This window comes from Meridianimarinicoccus marinus (assembly GCF_040689105.1).
In the GTDB taxonomy this organism is placed as follows: Bacteria; Pseudomonadota; Alphaproteobacteria; order Rhodobacterales; family Rhodobacteraceae; genus Meridianimarinicoccus; species Meridianimarinicoccus marinus.
Map to the genome: position 1 here is coordinate 106,109 of NZ_JBFBVU010000009.1, position 17,653 is coordinate 123,761.

At 67.9% G+C, this 17,653-nt stretch carries 11 protein-coding genes; 7 read left to right on the forward strand and 4 right to left on the reverse strand.

The window, feature by feature from the left end; translation table 11 throughout:
* Nucleotides 1-13: 13 nt before the first annotated feature.
* The 4 genes from AB0T83_RS09315 to AB0T83_RS09330 are packed head-to-tail and all read left to right on the forward strand — an operon-like array spanning nt 14 to nt 9,369.
* Nucleotides 14-268, forward strand: coding sequence for a phosphopantetheine-binding protein (locus AB0T83_RS09315; RefSeq protein ID WP_366192763.1), 255 nt, complete (start codon nt 14-16; stop codon nt 266-268).
* Entirely contained in the window at nt 265-4,431 is a 4,167-nt protein-coding gene (locus AB0T83_RS09320) for a non-ribosomal peptide synthetase (protein WP_366192764.1), read from the forward strand. Before AB0T83_RS09315 ends, AB0T83_RS09320 begins: the two co-directional genes overlap by 4 nt.
* The gene (locus tag AB0T83_RS09325) at nt 4,428-8,195 is read left to right on the forward strand and encodes a non-ribosomal peptide synthetase (RefSeq protein WP_366192765.1); all 3,768 of its coding nucleotides are present in this window, start codon (nt 4,428-4,430) and stop codon (nt 8,193-8,195) included. Before AB0T83_RS09320 ends, AB0T83_RS09325 begins: the two co-directional genes overlap by 4 nt.
* A gap of 1 nt (nt 8,196) precedes the next feature.
* Nucleotides 8,197-9,369 (forward strand): acyl-CoA dehydrogenase family protein, encoded by a 1,173-nt coding sequence (locus AB0T83_RS09330; protein ID WP_366192766.1) that lies wholly within the window; start codon nt 8,197-8,199, stop codon nt 9,367-9,369.
* 15 nt (nt 9,370-9,384) lie between these two features.
* On the opposite strand, the gene AB0T83_RS09335 is transcribed toward AB0T83_RS09330, so the two are convergent.
* Genes AB0T83_RS09335 through AB0T83_RS09350 form a run of 4 tightly spaced genes read right to left on the reverse strand, consistent with a single transcriptional unit; the run spans nt 9,385 to nt 13,716 of the window.
* Nucleotides 9,385-10,080, reverse strand: coding sequence for a type 1 glutamine amidotransferase (locus AB0T83_RS09335; RefSeq protein WP_366192767.1), 696 nt, complete (start codon nt 10,078-10,080; stop codon nt 9,385-9,387).
* Between the two features lie 16 nt (nt 10,081-10,096).
* On the reverse strand, nt 10,097-11,065 hold the full coding sequence (speB, locus tag AB0T83_RS09340) for an agmatinase (protein WP_366192768.1): 969 nt from the start codon (nt 11,063-11,065) through the stop codon (nt 10,097-10,099).
* Between the two features lie 3 nt (nt 11,066-11,068).
* Nucleotides 11,069-12,367, reverse strand: a complete 1,299-nt coding sequence (locus tag AB0T83_RS09345) for an NAD(P)/FAD-dependent oxidoreductase (RefSeq protein WP_366192769.1) — start codon at nt 12,365-12,367, stop codon at nt 11,069-11,071.
* The gene (locus AB0T83_RS09350; RefSeq protein WP_366192770.1) at nt 12,367-13,716 is read right to left on the reverse strand and encodes a glutamine synthetase family protein; all 1,350 of its coding nucleotides are present in this window, start codon (nt 13,714-13,716) and stop codon (nt 12,367-12,369) included. The genes AB0T83_RS09345 and AB0T83_RS09350 overlap by 1 nt, the downstream gene beginning before the upstream one ends.
* A 119-nt stretch (nt 13,717-13,835) precedes the next feature.
* On the opposite strand from AB0T83_RS09350, the gene AB0T83_RS09355 reads away from it, so the two are divergent.
* From AB0T83_RS09355 to AB0T83_RS09365, 3 genes are all read left to right on the forward strand, one after another.
* Nucleotides 13,836-14,543 (forward strand): GntR family transcriptional regulator, encoded by a 708-nt coding sequence (locus AB0T83_RS09355; RefSeq protein ID WP_366192771.1) that lies wholly within the window; start codon nt 13,836-13,838, stop codon nt 14,541-14,543.
* Between the two features lie 203 nt (nt 14,544-14,746).
* The gene (locus AB0T83_RS09360; protein WP_366192772.1) at nt 14,747-16,123 is read left to right on the forward strand and encodes a glutamine synthetase family protein; all 1,377 of its coding nucleotides are present in this window, start codon (nt 14,747-14,749) and stop codon (nt 16,121-16,123) included.
* Between the two features lie 95 nt (nt 16,124-16,218).
* Nucleotides 16,219-17,649, forward strand: coding sequence for an aldehyde dehydrogenase family protein (locus tag AB0T83_RS09365; RefSeq protein ID WP_366192773.1), 1,431 nt, complete (start codon nt 16,219-16,221; stop codon nt 17,647-17,649).
* Nucleotides 17,650-17,653: the final 4 nt, after the last annotated feature.

Here is a 17,653-nt window from a genome sequence, read left to right on the forward strand (position 1 = left end):
GGAGATCCAAGCGATGACTGACCCAAGGGCCGCGCGGCTGTCTCAGGTGCAAGGCTTCATCGAGACGACACTTCTGAGGGGCCGTGCCATAGGCGGCGGAGAGGAACTGCTGCTCTCGGGGCTGCTGGATTCGCTGGCGGTCATGGCGCTTGTGGCCGAGGTCGAGCGTGTCTCCGGCCGCCCGGTGCCGCCCACCGATGTGCTGATCGAGAACTTCGCCACGCTGGACGCCATTGGCGCCTATCTGGACAGGCAGGACAGCGCATGACCGAACCGGAGGCCACTGCAATTCCCCTGACGCAGAGCCAGGCCCTGATCTGGACCGGCCAATCGCTGGCGCCGGAATCACCGCTTTACAACATGGTCTGGCGAATCGGCCTGCGCGGGGCGCTGGACCCGGACCGTTTCGCCGCCGCCTGGGCGCAGGTAGTGGCTGGTGCCGATATGCTGCGTGCGCGGTTCGAAGATCGGCAGGGCCAGCCGGTACAGACCGTCACCCAGTCAGTGTCCGCGCTTTCCTTTCTCGACTTGAGCGGTGACGCAGACCCGCGGCAGGCGGCAGACAACTGGATCGCCAGTGATGCCGCGACCCCGGTGGACCTGACTCAATCGACCTGGCGCAGCCGGTTGCTGAAACTGGGGGATACCGACTGGATCTGGTACCTGAACCAGCATCACATCGCCACCGACGGGGCGGCCGGGGCGGTGTTGCTGCGCCGGTTGGGGGTAGCCTATACCCAGGCCGATCTGCCCAACCCGCCGCAATTCGCCGACCACGCCCGCGCGCTGGCCGAGGCCGCGCCGCTGGACCCTGCGATCCGCGCCTTCTGGGACGCACAGGCCGAGGGCCACCGCCGCCCGATGACGTCACCCTATGGTGCCACCCGGCAGCCCGGGCAGCCGGCCTCGCAACGGCTGCGGCTGGACTTCGGCGCAGACCGCTCCGCGCGCCTGCGCGCCTGCCTTGCCAACCCGCGTTTCGCGGCGATCAGCCGTGACCTTGGCGCTTTCGCCCTCTGGGCCGCGCTTTATGCCGGATGGCTACACCGGATCACCGGCGACACGGTGATCCGCATCGGCGCACCGTTCCACAACCGCCTGACGCCCGCGCAGCAGGACACCGTCGGCCTGTTCATCGAAATGCTGCCCCTGTCGGTCGAGGTGCAGGCCGGCGACACGCTGGAAACCCTGTATGACCGCTGCCTGAGCGCTGCCATCGACTACCTGCGCCATGCCCGGCCCGGCACGGGCACCCCGGAAACCGTGGTGCTGTTCAACGCGGTGCTGAACTTCATGCCGGTGCAGATCCCGCCGCTTCCCGGACTGGCAACGGACGTGCAATGGCTGCACGCAGGCGCCCATGACGGCGCCCATGACCTGCGGCTGCATGTCTATGACTTCAACGCTACCGGCACCTACACGGTGGAAATGGATGTCAACACGGCGCTGCTGGACGCCCTTGCCCGCAAGGCCGCCGCCGCGCAATTCCTGTCCCTGATCGACGCGGCGTTGGCCGATCCGGCGCGACCGTTGGAACAGATCGCCCTGACCGACCGCCGCGACAGCATCCTGACCGGTGGGGACGGCCCCGCTTCGCCCGCATCGGTGCTCGACGCCATTGCAGCCCATGAAAGCAGCGCGGCCCCGGCGGTGATCTGTGGGGACACCAGCCTCAGCCACGCAGAACTGGCCAAGCTGTCAGATCGCTATGCCTCCGCCCTGGCCGCCCTTGGCGTGTCGCCGGATCGCCCGGTGGCCGTTTGCGCGCGGCGCAGCCTGCGCCTTCCGGCGGCGGTGCTGGGGGTGCTGAAGGCCGGGGGTTGTTTCGTGCCCCTTGCAGCGGACACCCCCCCCGACCGCGTTGCCGCGATCCTGGGCCGGCTGAAGCCCGCGGCCATCATCGCCGATGCGGCGGGGCGGGATCTTCTTCCGCCGGATACCGCCCCCCTGCTGGCACTTGAGGCAGAGCTGTCCGAGGGCACCAGCGGGCCGGGGCCGGGATCGCTGGCCTATGTGATCTTCACCTCTGGCTCCACCGGCACGCCCAAAGGGGTCGAGGTCGCGCATGACGCCTTTGCCCGCTACATCGACTGGGCCGCGCGCAGCCATGGACCGCAGGGGCCAACCGACATGCCGCTGTGCTCGGCGCTGGGGTTCGACCTGACGCTGACCTCGCTCTTCGTGCCGCTGGTCACCGGCGGGGCGATCCATGTCTATCCGGAAACCCCCGGCGGCACCGATCTGGCCATTCTGGAGGTGTTTGCGCAGGACGCTGTGGATGTGGTCAAGCTGACCCCGGCGCATCTGGCGCTGGCGGTGGCGCAGGGCACGCCGGTGGCGCGCATCTCGACGCTGATCATTGGCGGCGAGAACCTGACGACCGCCCTGTGCCGCAAGGCCCGGGCACGGCTGGGGGCGCATCTGACGCTGGCCAATGAATACGGCCCGACCGAGGCGGTGGTGGGCTGCATGCTGCACCGGTTCGACCCGGCCACGGACACCGGCGCCAATGTGCCCATCGGCCAGCCTGCGGACGGCATGACCATCGCTATCCTCGACAAGGGCGGCAACCCGGTACCCGCCGGGGTCGTGGGCGAGATCCACATCGGCGGCAATCGCCTGGCGCGCGGCTATTACCGGGATCCGGACCAGACCGCCGCCGTGTTCCGGCCCGACCCGTTCGACACCGGGCCAATGCTCTACGCTTCGGGCGATCTGGCGCGGCTGCGCAGCGATGGGACCGTTGACTATCTGGGCCGGGCCGACCAGCAGCTGAAACTCTCCGGCGTGCGCATCGAACCCGCCGAGGTCGAGGCCGCCCTGCTGAGCCACGACGCCGTTTCCGCCGCCCATGTGATGGCCTGGACCCCCGGCACCGGCAAGGCCGCCCGCTGTACCCGCTGCGGGTTGAGCGACACCGTTCCCAATGTCACGCTGGATCCAGAGGGCATCTGTGACATCTGCCGCGCGTTCGAAGGCATCCGCGATGCGGCGCAGGCCTATTTCGACACGCCCGAGGGTTTGCAGGCCGAACTGATGCGCGCCCGCGCCCGCAAGACCGGCAAATACGATGCCATCATGCTGCTGTCGGGCGGCAAGGACAGCGCCTATGCCCTGTATCGTCTGGCCGATCTGACCCGCGACGTGCTGGTGCTGACACTGGACAACGGCTTTCTGTCCGAGGGCGCCAAGGACAACATCCGCCGCATGACCGCCGATCTGGGGCTGGAGCATCGGTTCCTGACCACCCCGGCGATGAACGAGATCTTCCGGGATTCGTTGCAGAGGTTTTCCAACGTCTGCCAGGGCTGTTTCAAGACCATCTATGCGCTGGCCCTGAAGGTGGCGCGGGACGAGGGCATTCCGGCCATCGTCACCGGGCTCAGCCGCGGGCAGTTCTTCGAAACCCGCCTGACGCCCGACCTGTTCCGGGGCCGCACTCCCAGCCGCGCCGAGATCGAGGCCGTGGTGCTGCGCGCCCGCAAGGCCTATCACGGCATGGATGACAGCGTCGCCCGGCTGCTGGGCACCCATGAGTTTCTGGATGAAGAGGTGCTAGAGGATATCCGCTTCGTCGACCTCTATCGCTACATCGACGTGCCGGTCTCCGAGATCTATCGCTTTCTCGACGCCCATGCGCCCTGGGTGCGGCCCGGCGATACCGGCCGGTCGACCAACTGCCTGATCAACGACCTGGGCATTCACGTGCATAGCCGGCGCGAGGGGTACCACAACTACGCCCTGCCCTATGCCTGGGACGTGCGCCTGGGGCATAAAACCCGCGACGAGGCCCTGCGCGAATTGGACGACGACATCGATCCGGCCAAAGCCGAAGCAATGCTGGCGCAGATCGGGCTGGAGGAGGGCGCGCTGCCTCCCCGGCGCGGCGGTCTGGTGGCCTATGTGGCGGGCGACGTGTCCCCGGCGGAATTGCGGGCGCATCTGGCGGCCCGCCTCCCGCGCGAGATGATGCCCCGGCACCTGGTGATCCTTCCGGCCCTGCCCTTGACCACGAACGGCAAGGTGGACCGCGCGGCCCTGCCGCGCCCGGACCCGGTGCTCAGCACCCCCGACAGCGCCCGCGAACCAGCGGAAACCGCGACCGAACGGGCGCTTCTGGAGATCTACCAGCGAATGCTCGGGCGTGAGGATTTCGGCGTCACCGACAATTTCTATGACATCGGCGGCGAAAGCATCGCCGCCATCCAGATCGCGCTGGCCGCGGCGGAGGCGGGGCTTGCGGTTGGCTCGACCGCCGTCTTCGAACATCAGACCATCCGGGCGCTGGCCCAGGCCGTAGACGGCGCCGCGCCGGTGCCAACGGCGCCCAAAAAGACCCCGGACCGCGCGCCGCTCATCGACCTGGGGGCCGAGGATCTGGCCGCCCTGGGCCGGGTACGGACGCGCAAGGCGCGCGCGGACACCCCGTGATCGCAGGCGAAATCCCCGAGGTTGAGGAAATCCTGCCACTGGCCCCGGCGCAGGCCGGGATGCTGCTGGAACTGACCCGAGGCGATGCCCCCGAGGGCGCCTATCTGGGCGTGGTGCGCTTCACGCTGGACGGGCCGCTCGACCCGCAGGCCTTTGCTGACGCCCTGCGCGCGACGGCGGCGGCGCGGGATGTGTTTCGCCTGTCCTTCGAATGGGAAGGCTTGAAGCAGCCGGTGCAACTGCTGCACCCGCAGGCCGACCTTCCGGTGACCATCGAGGATTGGACCGGGCGGCAGGAGGCCGAGATCGCCCAAAGGGCAGAACAGGAGCGCGCCCGCGGCTGCGATCTGCGCCACGCGCCCCTGTCACGCGCGGTGCTGCTGCGGCTGGCGCCGGACCGCCATGTCTGCCTTTTGGTGCTGCATCACCTGATCTGCGACGGCTGGTCGGCCCGGATTCTGTTGCAGGAGGTTATGGCCCGCCTCGCCGGTCAGCCGGTGCTCGCCGCCCCGCCGTTTCGCGACCTTCTGGCATGGCAGGCAAGCCGCGATGACAGCGGCGAAGAGGCGTTCTTTCGCGACTATCTTGCCGGGCTGGCTCCGCCCGTGCCGGTGGCGATCCCGGCAGGCGTGCCCTCTGGCCCCCGCGCAAGGATCGACGTGCGGCGTCTGCCGGTGGACCCGGCGCTGGACCGCGCCGTGGGCACGCTGGCCCGGCACTTGCGGGTCACGCCCCCGGCGGTGTTTTCGGCGCTTCTGGCGGTGCAATTGCGCCGCTTCGGCGCGGGCGACGACGTGGTGTTCGGCCAGACGGCCTCGGGGCGGCCGCAGGATCTGGCTGGGGCGGACACCATGGTTGGCCCGTTTGTCAGCACCCTGCCGACCCGCCTGCGCATCGACCCTCGGGCGCCCGTGGCCGAGCTGATCCGGCAGGCCGGGGCCCATGCGCAGGCCCGCCGCCCGTTCGAAACCGCTGCCCTGCGCGACGTGATGCGCTGGTCCGGGCTGGGCGCGGGGGTGCCGTTGTATCACACGCTGTTTGTCTACCAGGGTCTGCCGCCTGTGCCGCCCCAAGGCGCCGAGCCGCGCCTGAGCGACCTTTCCACCGATGTGACCAGCCCCGATGCCATGGCGCTGCTTTATCATCCCGGCGCGGCCCCGGCGCTGGACCTGCATGTGAACCGGCAGGTGCATGACCCGGACGCCGCCGAAGCCTTCGCCCGCGACTATCTGGACCTGGTAGCGGAGGCGGTAAAGCACCCCGAAACGCCGGTCGCGGCCCTTGCCCGTCGCATTGCCACGGCCCCAACCCCCGAACCTGCCGCGACGGTGGACTTCCCGCCGCTGCCTCAGGCCATTGCCGCCCATGCCGCGCGCGCTCCCGGCGCCCCCGCCCTGCGCTGCGGCGATGAACGGATGACCTATGGCGCGCTGATGGCGGCTGCCGAAGGGGTGGCCGCCACCCTGGCCGGGGCAGGCATTGGGCCGGGCGATATCGTGCCGGTGGCCATGGCGCGTTCGACCACATGTGTCGCCGCAATGCTGGGGGTGATGCTGCGCGGCGCGGCCTATGTGGTTCTGGACCTGAGCTATCCGCGCGCGCATCTGCAAGGCATCCTCGACACGGTCGCGGCCAAGGCGGTGCTGACCCGGCCGGAAGACGAAGACCTCATCGCCTGGACCGACCTGCCGCGCCTGCATCCCGGACCGGGCCGGGGTCCGGCGGTGCCCCTGACCGGGGAGGAGATTGCCTATGTGCTGTTCACCTCGGGCTCGCAGGGGCGTCCCAAGGGGGTGCGGGTCAGCCATGCCAACCTGGCCTATTCGACCGGGGTGCGCAGGCAAGTCTACGGCAGCGATCCGTCCGCCTTCCTGATCCTGTCGCCGCTGGGGTTCGACAGTTCCGTCGCCGGGCTGTACTGGGCGCTGGCCAGTGGCGGCGAGGCGGTGCTGTCACCGCCCGAGGCCACCCGCGACCTGACCGCCCTTGCGCGGCTGATCCGCAGCACCCGGCCCTCGCACATGCTGTGCCTGCCGGGGCTGTACCGACACCTTCTGGACACCGCGACCCCGGAGGATCTGGCCGCGCTTCACACCGTGATCGTTGCCGGAGAACCGCTGCCGCCCTCCCTGATCGCGGCGCACCGCGACCGGCTGGGCGCGCGGCTGTTCAACGAATACGGCCCCACCGAAGCGACGGTCTGGTGTACCGCGTTCGACACCGCCCAGCATGACGGGGGCGATGACGTGCCCATCGGCCGGGCCATTCCCGGCAGCCGTATCGCTATCGCCGATCCCGATGGCGCGCCGCTGCCCGATGGCACGCTGGGAGAGATCATCGTCAGCGGCCCCGGCGTTGCCGCAGGCTATCTTGGCACGCCGGACATCGACGGCGGGGCGTTTTCCGGCCAATGGGACGCCCGCAGCTATCGCACCGGTGATCTGGGAATGCGGCGCCCAGATGGGATCGTGCTCTATCGCGGGCGCTGCGATACGCAGGTCAAGATCCGGGGCCACCGCGTGGAACTGGCCGAGGTCGAGGCGGCCCTCGGCGCCTTGCCCGATCTGGGCGACCGCGTGGTGCTGGCCGAGGATGCCCCTGCCGGCACCCGGCTGGTGGCGGTGGTGCAAACCGGTGATCCGGCGACGATCCGCGCGACACTGGCCGCCCGTCTGCCCGCACATATGGTGCCCGCCGAGGTCCGAGTGATCCCTGATCTTCCACGCCTGCCCAATGGCAAGATCGACCGCCGGGGCCTGTTGGACCGCCGCCCGGCAGAATTACCTGAGACGTCCGCACCAGAAGGCTATGTGGCCCGGCAGCTGGCCGAGATATGGGAAGGGCTTCTGAACACCGACCTTATAGGTCCGGACGACAATTTCTTCGATCTTGGCGGCGACTCCCTGCTGGCCATGCGCGCGGTCTTTGCCGCCGAAGCCGCGGGCCTGCCCCTTGCCGCCCATGAGATCTTCGCGTACCCGGTGCTGTCGCAGCTTGCCGCCGTTGTCGAGGCCCGGCCCGCCGGACAAAAGATCACCACCGATGACGGGCTTCTGGCGCGACTGCACCCGGAGGGGCGCTCGGATCCGTTCCTGATGATCCACGGCAGCCCCGAGATGTGTGCGCATCTGGGTCATGCGCTGGGGCCGGACACGCCGCTGTGGTTCCAATTCTCAAGCTATCTGCGCGGGCCGGTTCCGCGCGGACAGGATATCGCGGCGATGGTGGCCGCGCTGAAGCCCCTCGCCCTCCGTCTGTTCGACGGACGTCCGGTGCGGCTTGGCGGCTATTCGCTGGGCGCGGTGCTGGCTATCGAACTGGCCCGCCAGTTGCGCGACGAGGGCTGCAAGGTGCCGTTCGTTTTCCTGCTGGATCCATCCTGGGAATGCGGCGGCAGCCACGCCCCCGCCGCCCGGAGGGTGGCCCACCGGGCCAAATCGGCGCTGTTGTCCCGCGCGTTGGATCTTGGCGCGCGGCTGGGCGTTGGCGATGCCGAGCGGCTGCGGCTGTCGGCGGTGGGCCACTACTATCGCGCGGCGCTGCTGGCTTACCATCCTGCGCGCTATGACGGCCCTGTACACCTGGTGATGTCGCGGGACGGCACCGCGCTGCTGGACCCCGGTGGCTGGCTGGCCGGGACCTGCCCGAACCGGCGCGACACCCGGCTGGAGGTCAACCATTTCGACCTACAGCACGACACCGACGCGCTGTTTGCATGGACCACACTGTTGACCCGAATGCTGCAGGACGAGGCGGAGCCCTGAGATGGATTTGACGATCACCGATGACATGGAACGGCGCGGGGCTGCGGCAAGGCGCTTTGCCGAGGACCATCTGAACACCGGATTGGCCGCACGCGACCGGCGCGGCACGCTGGATGCCGCGGAATGGCGAACGCTTTGGGGCGCCGCCGCCGAATACGGCTTGCTGCGGCTGGGCCTCGACACAGCCCATGGCGGCGATGGCACCGACCTGATGACGGCAACCCATGTGGTGCACGAGGTCGGGCGCGGGTGCCGCGACACGGGCATGTTGCTGGCGCTGAATGCCACGCTGTGGACCGTTCTGCGGCCACTGGTGGAATTTGGAACCGAGGCACAGCAGGCACGATACCTGCCCCGGCTGCTATCGGGGGAATGGATCGGGGCCGATGCGGTGACCGAACTGGCCTCGGGCTCGGACGCCATGGCCTTGCAGACGGAAGCGGTGCGCGACGGCGACGGCTATGTGCTGAACGGCCAGAAGGCCTTCATCGGCATGGCGCCTTGCTGTGACCTCGCGCTGGTTTTCGCGCGCACCAACCCGGCGGTGGGGGCCTGGGGGGTCAGCGCCTTTCTGGTGGAAACCTCGCTGCCGGGGGTCACGCGCGGCCCGGAAGTCGAAAAACTGGGCCTGCGCACCATTCCCACCGGGTTTCTGAGCTTCACCGACGTGCGCCTGCCCGCCAGCGCACCTCTTGGCCCCGAAGGCGCGGGCGCGTCGATCTTCGCCCGCTCGTCGGAGTGGGAGCGGCAGATGGTGTTCGCCGGCCATGTGGGCGCCATGAAACGACAGCTGGAAGCCTGCGTTGCCTTTAGCCAGCAGCGCAGCGTCTTTGGGCGGCCGATCGCCGGGCATCAGTCTGTGTCGAACCGCCTGGCCGACATGCGGGTGCGCTATGAAACCTGCCACCTGATGCAGCGTCGGGCGGCCTGGCAGATGCAGACCGGCACCGGGGATGCGGCGGCTGCGGCGATCACCAAGCTGCATATCTCCGAGGCGCTGCTGGCGTCCAGTCTTGACGCGGTGCGCACCATGGGCGGGCAAGGCTTCCTGTGGGAGGCCGAGGCCGCCCGCGATCTGCGCGACGCGGTGGGCGGGGTGCTTTATGGCGGCACCTCGGACATTCAGCGCAACATCATCGCGCAGTTCCTGCCGGGCTGGGCCGCCAAAAACTAGGATCGGCGGCAGCCGTCAGGCGGTTGTCCGGCGTGCGGCGGCCGCGCGGAAGAACGCGGCGATCCGGTCCAGCATATGCGGCGCGGTGGTGGGAATGCCCTGCCCGGCCTCGGCGCGGGCGGCCGCCTCGGCCGGCAGCACGTTGCGGCGGGCCTCCAGCAGGGCGGCGGCGAATTCGGGGGTGAACTCCGGGTGCGGCTGTACCGTCAGCGCCCGGTCGCCATAAAGCAGCATCGCGTTGCGGCACATGTCGGACGAAGCCAGCACCTGCGCCTCCGCCGGCGGCTCGATCACCTGATCCTGATGCCAGGCGATCAGCGTCTCGCAGCTGCCATCGGTCAGCCGGTAGTCCACCGGACCCACCGACCAGCCGCCCGAGAATTTCTCGACCCTGCCGCCAAGGGCCTGCGCCAGGATCTGATGGCCAAAGCAGATGCCCACGATGGGAACGGCAGCGGCGTAGGCGGCGCGCAGGAAGTCTTCCAGCGGAACGATCCACGGCAGATCGTCATAGACCCCGTGGCGCGACCCGGTGATGAGCCAGCCATCGGCGGCCTGCACCGAGGGCGGCAATTCGCCGTCCAGCACCCGGTAGGTCTGGAACGTAAACCCCTGCCCTTCCAGACAGCGCTGGCACAGCACGTTGTAGTCACCCAGCCGGTCGCGGAAGCTTTCCGGGGTTTCGCCGGTTTGCAGAATGCCGATCTTCATTGCGTCCCTCGTTGCTTCAGACCCGGCCCACCGGATGCCGCTCGGCCCCCTTGGCAAGCGCCAGCAGGCACAGCCAGTCATGCGCCACGGTCGCCGCCGCGATGGCGGTGATCTCGGCATGATCGTAGGGCGGCGAGACCTCGACCACATCCAGCCCGACCAGGTTCAACCCTTCCAGACCGCGAATGAACTCCAATGCCTGCCAGGACGCAAGCCCGCCCGGCACCGGCGTGCCGGTTCCCGGTGCAAACGCAGGGTCCAGCCCGTCCACGTCGAAGCTGATGTAGACCGGCGCGTCGCCCGCCCGCTCCCGCGCGATGTCGATGGCGGCCTGAATGCCGTTGCGGTGAATCCATGGCGAGGTCAGCACCTCGAAGCCATGGGTGCTGTCGTTGTAGGTGCGCAGCCCGACCTGGGTGGAGCGGCTGACATCGACGATGCCCTCATGCGCTGCGCGGGCGAACATGGTGCCGTGATCCATGCTGACACCATCGTCGTCCCACGTGTCGCAATGGGCGTCGAACTGGATCAGCGCCATCGGGCCATGGTGCTTGGCATGGGCGCGCAGCAGCGGATAGGCGATGGAATGGTCGCCGCCCAGGGTCAGCAGCCTGGCGCCGCTGGCCAGAATGTCATCGGCATGGGCCTCGATCGCCGGGGGCACCGATTGCGGGTGGTGCGGATCGAGATGCACATCGCCGTAGTCGATGACGTCCAGCAATTCGAACGGGTCGATGCCCGAGGGAAAGGCCTTGAGTTCCGCCAGTTGCACCGATCCCGCGCGGATCGCCTGCGGCCCCAGACGGCAGCCGGGGCGGAAGGTCACGGCGGTGTCGAAAGGCACCCCGGTCACCACCACATCGACGCCCGCAAGATCGCGGCTGTAGTTGCGCCGCAGAAAGCTGAGCGCGCCGCCATAGGTCATCTCGTGCCAGCGGCCGCGCGCGGTGTCCCTGCGGCGGAAGGCCTGGTCGCCCTTGGTCATGACTTATACTCCAAGCCGGTCGCGCAGTTCGTACCACCAGGCGCCCATCACCGTATAGGGCACGCGGAACAGCCGCCCGCCCGGAAACGGCAGCCAGCGCATGGCGGCAAAGGCGTCAAATCGGCCAAGGTCGGCGTTGACGGCTTCTGACAGGATGCGCCCGAACAGATGGGATCCGGTGACGCCATGGCCGGAATAGCCATGCGCGAAATAGGTGTTGGCCCCCAGCCGCCCCATTTGCGGCACGCGGGTGAAGCTGAGCGCGAAATTCCCGCTCCAGCGATATTCGATCTTCACGCCCTTCAGCTGTGGAAAGACCTTCAGCATGTTGGGGGTCAGCTTGGCCTCGATGTCGCGCGGGTCGGTGCCGCCATAGACGGTGCCGCCGCCGAACAGCAGCCGTTTGTCGGCGGACAGGCGGAAATAATCCAGGATGAAGCGGATATCCTCGACGCAATCATCCCTGGGCAGCAGCGCATCGGCACGCTCCCCCAGCGGTTCGGTCGCCATGATCTGGGTCGACACCGGCATGACCCGCCATGTCAGCGCCGGGACGACGTTGCCGAGATAGGCGTTGCCGCACAGGATCAGCGTATCGCAAGTGATGGTGCCTTGCGCGGTGCGAACCACCGGGCGCGGGGCCTCGGTGTCGACCGAGATGACCGGGCTTTCCTCGAAAATGGTTCCGCCAAGGCTTTCGATGGCCGCTGCCTCGCCCAATGCCAGGTTCAGCGGATGCATATGGCCGCCGGTCGGGTCGATCATGCCGCCCGCATAGACGTCAGAGCCGACCCTTTCGCGGATTTCGGCCTTTGACAGCAGTTTCTGCTGGCTCAGGCCATAGCTGTCCCACAAGGCCTTGCGCGCCTCAAGCTCGCGCATATGGGCCGGGGTATAGGCGGAAAAGATGTTGCCATCCTTCAGGTCGCAGCGAATGTCATAGCGCGCGATGCGGTCGCGGATGATCTGCTGGCCTTCCTGCGCAACGCCGGCCACGAAACGGGCATTGTCCTTTCCATAGCGTTTCTCGATGGTCTGCAGGCTGGCGTTCAGCCCGTTGACGATCTGCCCGCCGTTGCGCCCCGAGGCGCCCCAGCCGACGCGCGCCCCTTCGACCACGGTGACCTTGTGACCCGACTCGACAAGATGCAGCGCGGCCGACAGGCCGGAATACCCCGCGCCGACGACGCAGATGCCGGTGTCATGCGCCCCCTGCAAGGCCGGGCGCCGCGGGGCCGGATTGGCCGTTGCGGCATAGTAGCTGCCGGTGTGCTGGACATCCCCGGCATAGGAGGCGGGCATCAGACGGTCTCCAGATAGGTGTGGTATTCGAAATCGGTGACCCGGCGTGTGAAGACACCCAGTTCCTGCCGCTTGCAGTCCGTGAACATCGATACCAGCAGCGGGTCATAGATCTGGCGGATATGGGTGCCGGTCTCGAACGCCTCGATGGCCGAGGCCCAGTCCGGCGGCAGATGCGGCAGATCCTGGGCATAGGCGTTGCCGGTGACCGGTGCGGGCGGTTCCCAGCCCTCGCGCAGACCCAGCAGCGCGCCGCCCAGCACGCTGGCCAGCACCAGATAGGGGTTGGCATCGGCACCCGCGACGCGGTGTTCGATCCGCCGTGCGGCGGCGCTGCCGCCGGGAATGCGGATGGCCAGCGTCCGGTTCTCATAGCCCCAACCGATGGCCGAGGGCGCATGGGCGCGCGGCGCCAGCCGCCGGAACGAGTTTTCGTGCGGCGCATAGGTCAGCGCGGTTTCGGCCATGGTGCGGATCATCCCGGCCACCGCGTGACGCATCAGGTCGCTGCCCGCCTCGGTGCCATCGTCGAAGACATTGCGCCCGTCGCCGTCGATCAGGGAGACATGAACATGAAACCCGTTGCCCGACCGCGTGCCATAAGGTTTGGCCATGAAGGTCGCCGCCAGACCATGCGCCCGCGCGATGCCGCGCACTGTGCGCTTGAACAGGATCGCGTCATCGGCGGCGCGCAGCGGATCGGCCAGATGCCGCATGTTGATCTCGAACTGCCCGGCGCCGTTTTCCGAGATGGCCACATCCACCGGAATGCCCTGCGCGCGGCAGGAATCGTAGATGTCGTTCAGCACCGCATCGAAATGCTGCAACTCGTCCAGCGACAGCACCCCGTCGCTGTCCAGCCGCTTGCCGGTGACCGGCGACCGCGGGGCTTGCGGGGCGTCGCCCTCGGGATCGAACAGGTAGAATTCCAGCTCGGTCGCCACCACCGGGGTCAGGCCACGCGCGGCAAAGCCCTCGACCACCCGCGCCAGCGCTTGCCGGGGGTCGCCCGCGAAGGGCGCGCCCTCTTCGGTGAACAGCCACAGCGGCACCAGCGCGGTGGGACGGCTGGTCCAGTCGTTGGGCAGGATGCCCCGTCCTGTGGGCTGGCAGATGCCATCCGCATCGCCCGAGGCAAAGACCAGCGCGCTGTTCTCGATATCCTCGCCCCAGATGTCCACGCCCACCGCCGACAGCGGCAGCCGCAGGCCGCCATCAAGGGCCTTCGCCACCTGATCGGCCGGAACGCGTTTGCCGCGCAGGGTCCCGTTCAGATCGCACACCGCTGTCAGGACGCTGTCGATACCGGGATGCGCCGCGCGCCATGTCTCTGCGTCTGTCTCGGCCATGGGCCCGCCTATGCTATAGCTTTTCATATCTTGTGATATACTTTAAGCGGGTTCTATCGAGTTCCCGCCAACTGTCAACCGATTCACCCGCGCGCGAATTCTCTCGGAGCCCCCGCCTGATGCCGATTGATGCCGAGTTTACCCTGCCCGAGATCGTCCCGGATGACGGCATGACCACGCAGGATTACGCCTATCACCGGCTGCGGAATGCGATCCTGCTGGGGGCGATCCCGCCCGGCACGCAGCTGACCTTCCGGGGGCTGGCGACCATGCTGAACCTCAGCCCGACGCCGGTGCGCGAGGCTGTGCGCCGGCTGAGTTCGGAACATGCGCTGGAAGTTTTGGGCAATCGCCGCCTGCAAGTGCCGGACATGGGGGCAAGCCGCTTCGAGGAGTTGATCCTGCTGCGGATCGCCCTTGAGACCCACGCTGCGGAACGCGCCTTTCCCTATGTTTCAAGCGTTTTGATCGAATATCTGCGGGAGCTGGACGACCGTATGGACCGGCTGCTTCAGGCCGGGCGGCTGGACGATCTGACCCTGCTGAACCAGGATTTCCACGGCCAGCTTTACGCGGCCAACCCGTTCCAGCAGGCGCTTCCCCTGATCGAAAGCGTGTGGCTGCAATTGGGACCGTTCCAGCGGCAGGTGATGCAGAACGTCACGCGCTACTACCACGAGGATCGCCACAAGGAGATCCTGGAGGCACTCGAAGCGCGCGATTCCATGGCCCTGGTGGTCGCGGTGGAGAATGATATTCGCGACGGGCAGGCCCGGGCCGGCCGGGCGGCCCTGCAGGACGCCGCGCGGGATGATCTTTCGGGATGATCGCCAATTTTTGTGATAGACTTTTGACTGAAATGACCCCATATCGCGCCATCATCGGGACAGGACTACGGCCCAATTCGCCCGAAATCATCCCGTGATGCCCTTGTCTGGCCCGCGTTGCATTGCCAGATCCCTGAAAACTGATACCCTCTGCGCCGCCCTCCGACCCAGATCGCGCCCGCAGGCCATTCCAAGGACCCCTCATGGCCCCCGCCCCTTCCTCCGACTGGCAGGCAGCCCTTCCCGCCCCGTTCCTCGCCTATCGCGGCGACCGCCGCCTGGAAGAGGTGGAATGCATCGTTCCCGATCTTGTCGGCGGATCCCGCGGCAAGGCGATGCCCTCGCACAAGTTCTCGCCCGACCAGACCTTCGCCCTGCCGACCTCGCTGTTCTATGAAACCGTCAGCGGCGAATACGTCGACATCGCCGGGATCGAGAACCAGTGGACCGAGGTCGACATGGTGCTGCGGCCGGACATGGCCACGGCCTCGGCGGTGCCCTGGGCGGCGGATGCCACGCTGCAGGTGATCTGCGATCTGGAAGACCGGCACGGCAACCCGGTTTCCATTGCGCCGCGCAACGTGCTCAAGCGGGTGCTGGACCGCTATGCCGAGCACGGCTGGCAACCCATCGTGGCGCCGGAGCTGGAGTTCTACCTGATCTCGCCGAACCTCGACTGGAACGATCCGGTGAAGCCGCCGGTGGGACGGACCGGTCGCCCCGGCTCGGCCCGCCAGGCCTATTCGATGGTGGCCGTGGATGAATACGGCGAGGTCATCGACACCATCTATGACTACGCCGAGGACCAGGGCCTGCACATCGACACGCTGATCCAGGAAGGCGGTGCCGGGCAGATCGAGATCAACCTGATGCACGGCGACCCGATGGCTCTGGCGGACCAGGTGTTCTATTTCAAACGCGCGATCCGCGAGGCCGCGCTGAAGCACAAGTTCTTCGCCACCTTCATGGCCAAGCCGATGCGCGACCAGCCCGGATCGGCCATGCACATCCATCAAAGCGTGCTGGACAAGCGCACCGGGCAGAACATCTTCTCGAACCCGGATGGGTCGGAATCCGAAGCGTTCTATCACTTCATCGGCGGCTCGCAACGCCACCTGATGGAGGTCATGCCCCTGATCGCGCCCTATGTGAACAGCCACCGCCGCCTGACCGGGGGGATGAGTGCGCCGACCAACATGGAATGGGGGCATGACAACCGCACCACCGGCCTGCGCATCCCCAATGCCCGCCCCGAGGCCCGGCGCGTGGAAAACCGTGTCATCGGCATCGACGCGAACCCCTATCTCGCGCTGGCGGCCTCGCTGGCGGCGGGGCTGAAAGGCATGACCGACCGCATCGCGCCGCGCCCCGCCGCGCAGGGCGAGATCTGGACCGATGGCGCAATCCTGCCCGAGGGCCCGTTCGACATGCTGGCCGCCTTCAACGAAGCGCATGAGATGCGGGCGCTGCTGGGGGCCGAGTTCTGCGCCGTGCTGTCGGCGATCAAGCTGGCCGAGCTGAACGAGTTTCAGCGCGAAATCTCGCCGTGGGAGCGCAAGCATCTTTTGCTGAACGTCTAGACCCGGCCGCAGGCCAGGGCTGGCGCTCGCCCGGCTTGGCTGGTTCTATACGTCGCAACGCGGGAGCGCCCGCCACAGGGGACACGAGGACAGCGATGACCAAACTGCATACCGACCGCTTCTACATCAACGGCACATGGGTGGCGCCGCAGGGCCGCGACACTCTGCCGGTCATCAATCCCGCCACAGCCCGCCCGATCGCCACGGTGGCCTTGGGAAATGCGGCGGATGTGGACACCGCCGTCACCGCCGCCCGCGCCGCCTTTCCCGGCTTTGCGCGCAGCACCCTTGCCGAACGTCTGGACCTTCTGGCCGCGATCCGTGGCCGGTATGAAGCGCGCTACGACGAGATGGCTGAAACCATCAGCGCCGAGATGGGCGCGCCCATCGATCTCAGCCGCCGGTCGCAGGCGCAGGCCGGGCTGGGCCATCTGGACGGCGTCGTTGCCGCCCTGAAGCAGTTCGCCTTCGAAGAACCCAACCCGGCGGGCGACCTGCTGCGCCATGAGCCCATTGGCGTTTGCGCGCTGATCACGCCGTGGAACTGGCCCGCCAACCAGATCGCGCTGAAGGTCCTTCCGGCGCTGGCGGCGGGGTGCACCATGGTGCTGAAGCCCTCGGAACTGACACCGCTGTCGGCGTTGCTGTTTGCCGAGATCCTGGACGAGGCCGGGGTGCCCGCCGGGGTCTTCAACCTGGTCAACGGCGACGGCCCGACGGTGGGGGCAGAACTGAGCCGCCATCCGCATGTTGACATGGTGTCCTTCACCGGATCGACCCGCGCCGGGATCGAGGTTGGCCGCACCGCCGCCGCGACCATCAAGCGGGTGACGCTGGAACTGGGCGGCAAATCTCCCAACATCCTGCTCGACGATGTGGATCTGGAAAGTGCCGTGCGTCGCGGGGTGCGTCAGTGCTTCAACAACAGCGGGCAAAGCTGCAACGCGCCGACCCGGATGCTGGTGCCCCGCGCGCTCTATGCGAAGGCCGCCGAGATCGCCGCCGACACCGCCCGCACGACGCCCGTCGGTGACCCGGCGCAATCCGGGCGTCACATCGGGCCGCTGGCCTCGGATATGCAATTCGACCGGGTGCAGGCAATGATCGCCAAGGGCATCGCCGAAGGCGCAACCCTGCTGGCCGGCGGCCCCGGCAAACCCGAGGGGCTGGAAGAAGGCTATTTCGTGCGGCCCACGGTCTTTGGCGACGTCGGCAACGACATGGCCATCGCACGTGAGGAAATCTTCGGCCCGGTTATCGCCCTGATCCCCTATGACAGCGAGGCCGAGGCCATCGCGATGGCCAATGATACGCCGTACGGCCTGTCGGCCTATGTGCAATCGGCCGATCCCGACCGGGCGATGGCCGTGGCGCGCGACTTGCGCGCCGGCACCGTGTTCATCAATGGCGCGGGTTTGGGCCAGGGATCGCCCTTCGGCGGCTACAAGCAGTCGGGCAACGGGCGCGAGGGCGGCTTCCACGGCATCGCCGATTTCTGCGAGGTCAAGGCCATCGCCCGGCCCTGAGCGC